This is a genomic window from Bordetella petrii (genome assembly GCF_020991325.1).
GTDB classification, from domain to species: Bacteria; Pseudomonadota; Gammaproteobacteria; order Burkholderiales; family Burkholderiaceae_B; genus Bordetella_A; species Bordetella_A petrii_E.
In genome coordinates, this window is record NZ_JAJMLX010000232.1 from 1 (window position 1) to 7280 (window position 7280).

Consider the following 7280-nt stretch of genomic DNA (forward strand, 5'->3'; position numbering starts at 1 on the left):
GGCGGCGATGATCTGGCGCGTCATGCCGGGCGCGGCGCGCGCTGCGCCTTGTCCTGGCTGTTGCGGGCCTCGATCGCCGCACGCGCGGCGGCCCAGTCGTCGTCCGACCAATCGAAGTACTGCTTGAAGTATGCGCCGTTGGCAAGATGATCGCCGCCGTCCAGGGCGATGGTCTGGCCGTTGATCCAGTCGTTCTGCTCGCACAGCAGGAAGGCCGCCAACTGGCCGATGTCCTGGCCCGTACCGACGCGCTGCATGGGGTTCTGCCTGGCGATGGCGTCCTGGCCGGCGTCGGTGGGCCGCAAGCGCGCCGATGCCCCTTCAGTGGGAATGACGCCGGGGGCGATCGCGTTCAGGCGGATCCCCTTGCGGCCCCACTCCACCGCCAGCGACTTGGTCATGGCGTCGATGCCAGCCTTGGACATGGCCGATGGCACCACGAACGGCGAGCCGGTCCAGACCCAGGTCACCACGATAGACACAACCGCCCCTTTCCGGCCGGTTTCCAGCCAGTGCCTGGCCACGGCCTGGGTCATGTAGAAGGTTCCGTGGAACACGGTATCGGCAATGGCGTTGAACCCGCGGGCCGACAGCTTTTCCGTGGGGCTGATGAAGTTGCCAGCGGCATTATTGATCAGTCCGTCCACGCCGCCGTGCTCGGTCCACAGGGCATTTACCATCGCCGTCACGGCATCGGCATCGCGAATGTCCACGGTATGGGCGTGCACGGTATTACCGTGACGTTCCTGCAAAGCCCGGGCCGCGTCCCCCACCACCGCGGGTCGCCGGCCGCATAAATGCACGGTGGCGCCCAGGGCGCTGAGCTGATCGGCCATGGCGTAGCCCAGCCCGGTGCCGCCCCCGGTGATCAAGACGCTGCGCCCGCGGAAAAGATCGGCGCGAAATATGCCTGCCTGCATTTCAGTCTCCGTCACAAAATAGTCAGGGCAGCATATCAATGCACCGTGGCGGCGACAATTCCCTGAAATGGGTAAACTCTGTTGTCTCACAGACAACAATTTCCCCCCATGGGCGCCGCCTTCGCGCTAGACCTGAACCTGATCCAGCTGTTCGTGGCCATCGTCGATGCGGGCACCCTGAGCGAAGCCGCCATCCGCCAGGGCATCACACGCTCACATGTCAGCCGGGGGCTGCAAAAGCTGGAACGCGCGTTCGGCGCCCAATTGATCCGCCGCACCACGCGCCGCCTTGAACTTACCCACGAAGGCACGGTGCTCTATGAACACGGGTTGCGTATGGCGCGCGAAGTCGAATCCGCCCGCCATGCCTTGCACAAAGAAGGATCCGAACCCGCCGGCCATGTGCGTCTCAGCATTCCCACCGGGCTGGGCGAACTGGATCTGCAGCCGCTATTGATCCGCTTCGCGCAGCGGCATCCGAACCTGAATCTACGGGTACTGTTCTCCAACCGGGTCAGCGATTTGATTTCGTCCGAGATCGACGTGGCCCTGCGGGCGGTCACCGACCCTCCGCAAGACTATGTGGCGCGCGAGGTGTGCGATATCCAATGGCACCTGTGCGCCACTCCCGCATTCCTTCGCCGGGCAGGAACGCCCGAGCATCCCCGCGAACTGGTGCGCTTGCCGTTCCTTTGCCCGCCCGGCGGCAAGCCCTATTTCACCCTGGCACTGCGGCACAAGGCACACACTCACAGCGTCAAGCTGACCCCGCACCTTCAGTCCGAGTACTTTCCATTCCTGGCCCAGTCCGCGCGGGCGGGACTGGGCATTGCGCTGCTGCCCGCCTATGTGGTGCGCCAGGATGTCGCCCAGGGCCGCCTGCGTATCGTGCTGCCGCAATACCAGGCGATGGGCCCGGGCGAAAAGCTGTATATCCTGACCACGCCGAATCCCTATCCTTCATCCGGGGTGCGGGCAGTGGTGGATTTCCTGCGCACGGAACTGGAGGGGTTGATGGGGGACGCGGGCGGCCGGGCCTGAGATGGGGGGAGTTGCCTTCCCCGTGGCGAGGTATCTCTATTGAGACGTTCCTGCCGGGTGCCGGGGAGGCGCGCCGGCCGATTGGAGCGAGGGCAGCCTGCGCAGCAGGCCGAGGGCGCCTGGTCGCGCCCGAGCCGAGCGACTCGGCCGGCGCGCCTCCCCGGCACCCGGCAGGAACTCACAGTAGTGGCATAACCGCGTTTGCGAGGACGGGCGGTTATTGGTGGCCGTACAGTTTGCTTGGCTGCCCGGCTCAGGGAACAGGCCAACTGATTGATGGTAAGCAAGGGCCGAAAGTATCCTGAGATACTGCTGGCTTCGGCCCAAGGCAAAAACCGGCACGGCCAATTGGAGCGAGGGCAACTCCCGCAGGGAGCCGAGGGCGCCTGGTCGCGCCCGAGCCGAGCGACTTGGCCGTGCCGGTTTTTGCCTTGGGCCGAAGCCTCGCAAGAACCAAAGCGCCACGGCCGCCAAGATACCCGCAGAATGCCCGTCACACGCCATCGCTACGATATCCCTGAAGCCAGCGCAGGAACTTTGACCTCCCGGCCAAGTCTTATATAAGATATAAGACATTCAGCCATAGGTCACCTTGTCTCACATACAATGACAAGCGCGCCAAAACGCCAGAAAATGGCGGCTTTACGCGGTCCAAATTCCACGGAGTCCCATCATGCCGCACAACACGTTCAATACCCTCCAGAACTTCAAGATCGGCAATAAATCCTGTCAGTTTTATTCCCTGCCTGCCCTGGGCAAGGCCCTGGGAGTGGACGTGCAGCGTCTGCCCGTTTCCATTCGCGTGGTGCTCGAATCGGTGCTGCGCAACTGCGACGGCCAGAAGGTTACCGAAGAACACATCAAGCAATTGGCCCATTGGCAGGCCAACGCCAAGCGCGAGGACGAAATCCCCTTCGTAGTGGCGCGCGTGGTGCTGCAAGACTTCACCGGCGTGCCCCTGCTGGCCGACATTGCCGCCATGCGCTCGGTAGCCGACAAAATGGGCAAAGACCCCAAGCGCATCGAACCGCTGGTACCGGTAGACCTGGTGGTCGACCACTCGGTCATGATCGACTACTTCGGCACCAAGAACGCGCTGGACCTGAACATGAAACTGGAATTCAAGCGCAACCAAGAGCGCTACCAGTTCATGAAGTGGGGCATGCAGGCCTTCGATACCTTCGGCGTGGTGCCCCCGGGCTTCGGCATTGTGCACCAGGTGAACCTGGAATACCTGGCGCGCGGCGTGCACCAGAAAGACAACATTTACTACCCCGACTCGCTGGTGGGCACCGACAGCCACACCACCATGATCAACGGCATCGGCGTGGTGGGCTGGGGCGTGGGCGGCATCGAGGCCGAAGCCGGCATGCTCGGCCAGCCCGTCTACTTCCTGACCCCCGACGTCGTGGGCGTGGAACTGAAAGGCCAACTGCGCGGCGGCGTCACCGCCACCGACCTGGTGCTGACCATTACCGAAATGCTGCGCCGTGAAAAAGTGGTGGGCAAGTTCGTGGAATTCTGCGGCGAAGGCACCGCCAGCCTGTCGGTGGCCGAACGCGCCACCATCGGCAACATGGCGCCGGAATACGGCGCCACCATGGGCTTCTTCCCCGTGGATGCCCGCACCATCGACTACTTCGAGGGCACCGGCCGCACGCCCGAGGAAATCGCCGCCTTCGAGGCCTATTTCAAGGCCCAGAAGATGTTCGGCGTACCCAAGGCCAAAGACGTCGACTACACCAAGCTGCTGACGCTGGACCTTTCCACCGTGGCGCCCTCCCTGGCGGGCCCCAAGCGCCCGCAAGACCGCATCGAAATCGGCAACGTCAAGAACACCTTCATCGATTTGTACTCCAAGCCGGTGGCCGAAAACGGCTTCAACCAGCCCGCCGAAAAACTGCAGCAAACCTTCACCACCAGCGCGGGCACCAAGGTCAAGAACGGCGACATCCTGATCGCCGCCATCACCTCGTGCACCAACACGTCCAACCCCAGCGTGCTGCTGGCCGCTGGCCTGCTGGCCAAGAAGGCCGTCGAGGCCGGCCTGACCGTGCCCAAGCACATCAAGACTTCGCTGGCCCCCGGGTCGCGCGTGGTCACCGAATACCTGACCAAGACCGGCCTGCTGCCCTACCTGGAAAAGCTGGGCTTCGACGTGGCGGCCTACGGCTGCACCACCTGCATCGGCAACGCGGGCGACCTGACCCCCGACCTGAACGAAGCCATCCTGGGCAATGACCTGGTCTGCGCCGCCGTGCTGTCGGGCAACCGCAACTTCGAGGCGCGCATCCATCCCAACATCAAGGCCAACTTCCTGGCTTCGCCTCCGCTGGTAGTGGCCTACGCGCTGGCCGGCACCATCACGCGCGACCTGATGACCGAGCCCGTGGGCAAGGGCAAGAAGGGCGACGTGTGGCTGGGCGACATCTGGCCCACCACCGAAGAAGTCAATGCGCTGATCAAGCACGCCCTGAACCCGGACGCCTTCCAGGCCAACTACGGCCAGGTCAAGTCCAACCCCGGCAAGCTGTGGGAAAACATCAAGGGCGTTACCGGCGAAACCTACAACTGGCCCGATTCCACCTACATCGCCGAACCGCCGTTCTTCGAGGGCTTCGGCATGCAGCCGGGCGCCATGCCGGTGGTCAAGGGCGCGCGCGCGCTGGGCATTTTCGGCGACTCGGTCACCACCGACCACATCTCGCCGGCCGGTTCCATCAAGGAAACCTCGCCCGCCGGCAAATGGCTGAAAGAAAACGGCGTCATGAAGGCCGATTTCAACAGCTATGGCTCGCGGCGCGGCAACCATGAAATCATGATGCGCGGCACCTTCGCCAACGTGCGCATCAAGAACCTGATGATCCCGGCCCAGCCCGACGGCAGCCGCTTCGAGGGCGGCGAAACGCTGTTCCAGCCGGGCGGCGAACAAATGTCCATCTACGACGCGGCCATGAAATACGTGGCCGACGGCACGTCCACCGTGGTGTTCGGCGGCGAAGAATACGGCACCGGTTCGTCGCGCGACTGGGCGGCCAAGGGCACCCAGCTGCTGGGCGTGAAGGCCGTGGTGGCGCGCAGCTTCGAGCGCATCCACCGCAGCAACCTGGTAGGCATGGGCGTGCTGCCCCTGCAGTTCAAGGGCGGCGACAGCGTCGACACGCTGGGCATCACCGGCAAGGAAACCTACGACATCTCGGGTCTGGAAAACGGCATCAAGCCCATGCAGGACGTCACGCTGACCATTCATCGCCAAGACGGATCCAGGCAGGACGTACAGGTGCTGCTGCGCATCGACACGCCCATCGAAGTCGAGTACTACGTGCACGGCGGCATCCTGCCCTTCGTGCTGCGCCAACTGCTGGCTGCCTGACAGCCCGCAAGGGCCCGCTCCCCCAAGAGCGGGCCCCAAGCGGGCGGGCGTTAAACTAGCGGGTTTCGCCCCTTTACTTTGGACACCCGCGACTAGACATGGCCCGAGCCCGCAGCCCTTCTTCTCCCCGCCTGAGCCGCGATGCCGCGCGCCTGGCGGCGCTTGCCCAGTCTCTGAACCGGTCCGGCAGCCGGATCGAAGACCTGTACTGGGAAAGCCTGCTTGCCGAAGCCATCCCCAAGCTGCTGCGCGGCGGCCAGGACGCGCCGCTGGAAGCCGCGCTGGACCACCTGGCGCAGCGCGACCCCGGCGGCTACGAAGTGCTGATCGAACAGGCCGAAACCCTGTCCGAATCCATGCAAATCGAAAAGAACGGCCAGCGCTACGATGTGCTGCTGGTCGTGGCCCCCGTGGTGGCCTGGACCCGCTACGCCATTCCCACCGGCCCCATCGCCGCCCCGGCCCAGCAGGCGCTGCTGGCCCAGTTGCACGGCCATGTACTGGCCGAAGGCGCGCGCGCGGCCCTGATGCCCTGGTTGGTCAGCATCGACCAGATGCCCCGCACGTTCTCGGAAACCTGGCAGTGGCTGCAGCGCCTGGGCAGCCAGGCGCTGGGCGCCGAGACCGCCAAGCCCGCGCTGAACGACGACGCCGAAACCGCCAACATGCTGGCCGACACGCGTTATGTGGTGGCGGCCGTGGCCGTGCCGGAACGCGCACCGGTATTCCGCTGGCAGGAACAGCCTGGAGACGACACCCACAGCCGCGACGCCTGCCTGGCGAAATGGGTGGAACAAGCCCAGCCCACGCTGGCCGGCTTGCTGCCTGGCTGCGGCATCGAATGCCTGCTGCCCGACGCGTATTACGTCAGCAACCGCGAGGCCGACCGCCGCGTGCGCCCGCTGTCGCTGCGCGCCGCGGTCAATTGGCTGGAAGGCGCGGTGAACCTGGCGCCTTCCGAACTGCGCGCCGTGGTGGCGGGCTGCGGCGATGTCCGCATCGACGAATACCGTGTCGGCTTCACCGCCCGCAACAGCAACGACGTGTACTACGGTTGCGTCTGGCCTCTGTACGGCCGCGAAGAAGACCAGCCGGCCGAAGAAGACCTGCCCGACACCGTCGACGAGATCGCCAGCCTGCTGAAAGAATACGGCGTGCAGGACGTGCGGCGCATTCCCGGCCTGCTGCCGCCCGAGTACTGCGAAGACTGCGGCGCGCCGCACTTTCCCAACCCGTTGGGCGAGCTGGTGCACGCCGAACTTCCAGAAGACGCCGACACCGCCCCGACACAGTTCCACTGAGGTGAAAGCCCCCCGAAGCGCTGCGCGCTTTCCACTTCGCGGCGCCCCCGATCCGGCCACACCTGGTTTCATCCCGGGCGCATGGCGCCTGGTGAAGCATTGATACCGGATAGCGCGATGCAAGCCGACATCTTCTGCCGCGTGGTCGACAACTACGGCGATATTGGCGTCTGCTGGCGCCTGGCGCGCCGCATGGCCCAGGGGCATGGCTGGCAGGTACGCCTGTGGGTCGATGACCTGCGGGCCTTCGCGCGCATCCAGCCCGGCATCGACCCCGCTGCCGGCCGGCAAACCTGCGCCGACATCGACATCGTGCATTGGACAGACGCGCCGCCAGCCCTGCCCCCGGGCGATGTCGTCGTCGAGGCCTTCGCCTGCGACCCGCCGCCTGCTTTTGTGCAGGCCATGCAGGCGCGCCGCCCGGTATGGGTGAACCTGGAATACCTAAGCGCCGAGCCCTGGGTGGAAAGCTGCCACGGCCTGCCCTCGCAACGCGCCGACGGCCTGACCAAGCATTTTTTCTTTCCCGGGTTCACCCTGGCCACCGGCGGCCTGCTGCGCGAGCCCGGGTTGGACGCCGAACGCAATGCCCTGCAGGGCTCGCGCGACGCGCAGGGCAGCTTCCTGCGCGGGCTGGGCGTGTCC

At 65.2% G+C, this 7280-nt stretch carries 5 protein-coding genes; 4 read left to right on the top strand and 1 reads right to left on the bottom strand.

The window, feature by feature from the left end:
• Positions 1-20: 20 nt before the first annotated feature.
• Positions 21-920 carry an SDR family oxidoreductase gene (locus LPZ50_RS19090; protein ID WP_230663738.1) on the bottom strand — a complete coding sequence of 300 codons (900 nt, stop codon included), beginning with the start codon at positions 918-920 and terminating at the stop codon, positions 21-23.
• 108 nt (positions 921-1028) lie between these two features.
• Between LPZ50_RS19090 and LPZ50_RS19095 the strand changes: the two genes are divergently transcribed.
• The 4 genes from LPZ50_RS19095 to earP all read left to right on the top strand — a co-directional run.
• Entirely contained in the window at positions 1029-1961 is a 933-nt protein-coding gene (locus LPZ50_RS19095; RefSeq protein ID WP_230663741.1) for a LysR family transcriptional regulator, read from the top strand.
• 673 nt (positions 1962-2634) lie between these two features.
• The gene (gene acnA, locus LPZ50_RS19100) at positions 2635-5334 is read left to right on the top strand and encodes an aconitate hydratase AcnA (RefSeq protein ID WP_230663744.1); all 2700 of its coding nucleotides are present in this window, start codon (positions 2635-2637) and stop codon (positions 5332-5334) included.
• 98 nt (positions 5335-5432) lie between these two features.
• Positions 5433-6635, top strand: a complete 1203-nt coding sequence (locus LPZ50_RS19105; protein WP_230663747.1) for a DUF2863 family protein — start codon at positions 5433-5435, stop codon at positions 6633-6635.
• A gap of 117 nt (positions 6636-6752) precedes the next feature.
• Positions 6753-7280: elongation factor P maturation arginine rhamnosyltransferase EarP (earP, locus tag LPZ50_RS19110; RefSeq protein ID WP_230663750.1), on the top strand; the 528-nt coding region annotated here is incomplete at its 3' end.

Bases quoted from the DNA above. Each gene is read 5' to 3' on its own strand.
- LPZ50_RS19090 (WP_230663738.1), bottom strand. From the start codon at position 920: ATGCAGGCAGGCATATTTCGCGCCGATCTTTTCCGCGGGCGCAGCGTC.
- LPZ50_RS19095 (WP_230663741.1), top strand. From the start codon at position 1,029: ATGGGCGCCGCCTTCGCGCTAGACCTGAACCTGATCCAGCTGTTCGTG.
- acnA (WP_230663744.1), top strand. From the start codon at position 2,635: ATGCCGCACAACACGTTCAATACCCTCCAGAACTTCAAGATCGGCAAT.
- LPZ50_RS19105 (WP_230663747.1), top strand. From the start codon at position 5,433: ATGGCCCGAGCCCGCAGCCCTTCTTCTCCCCGCCTGAGCCGCGATGCC.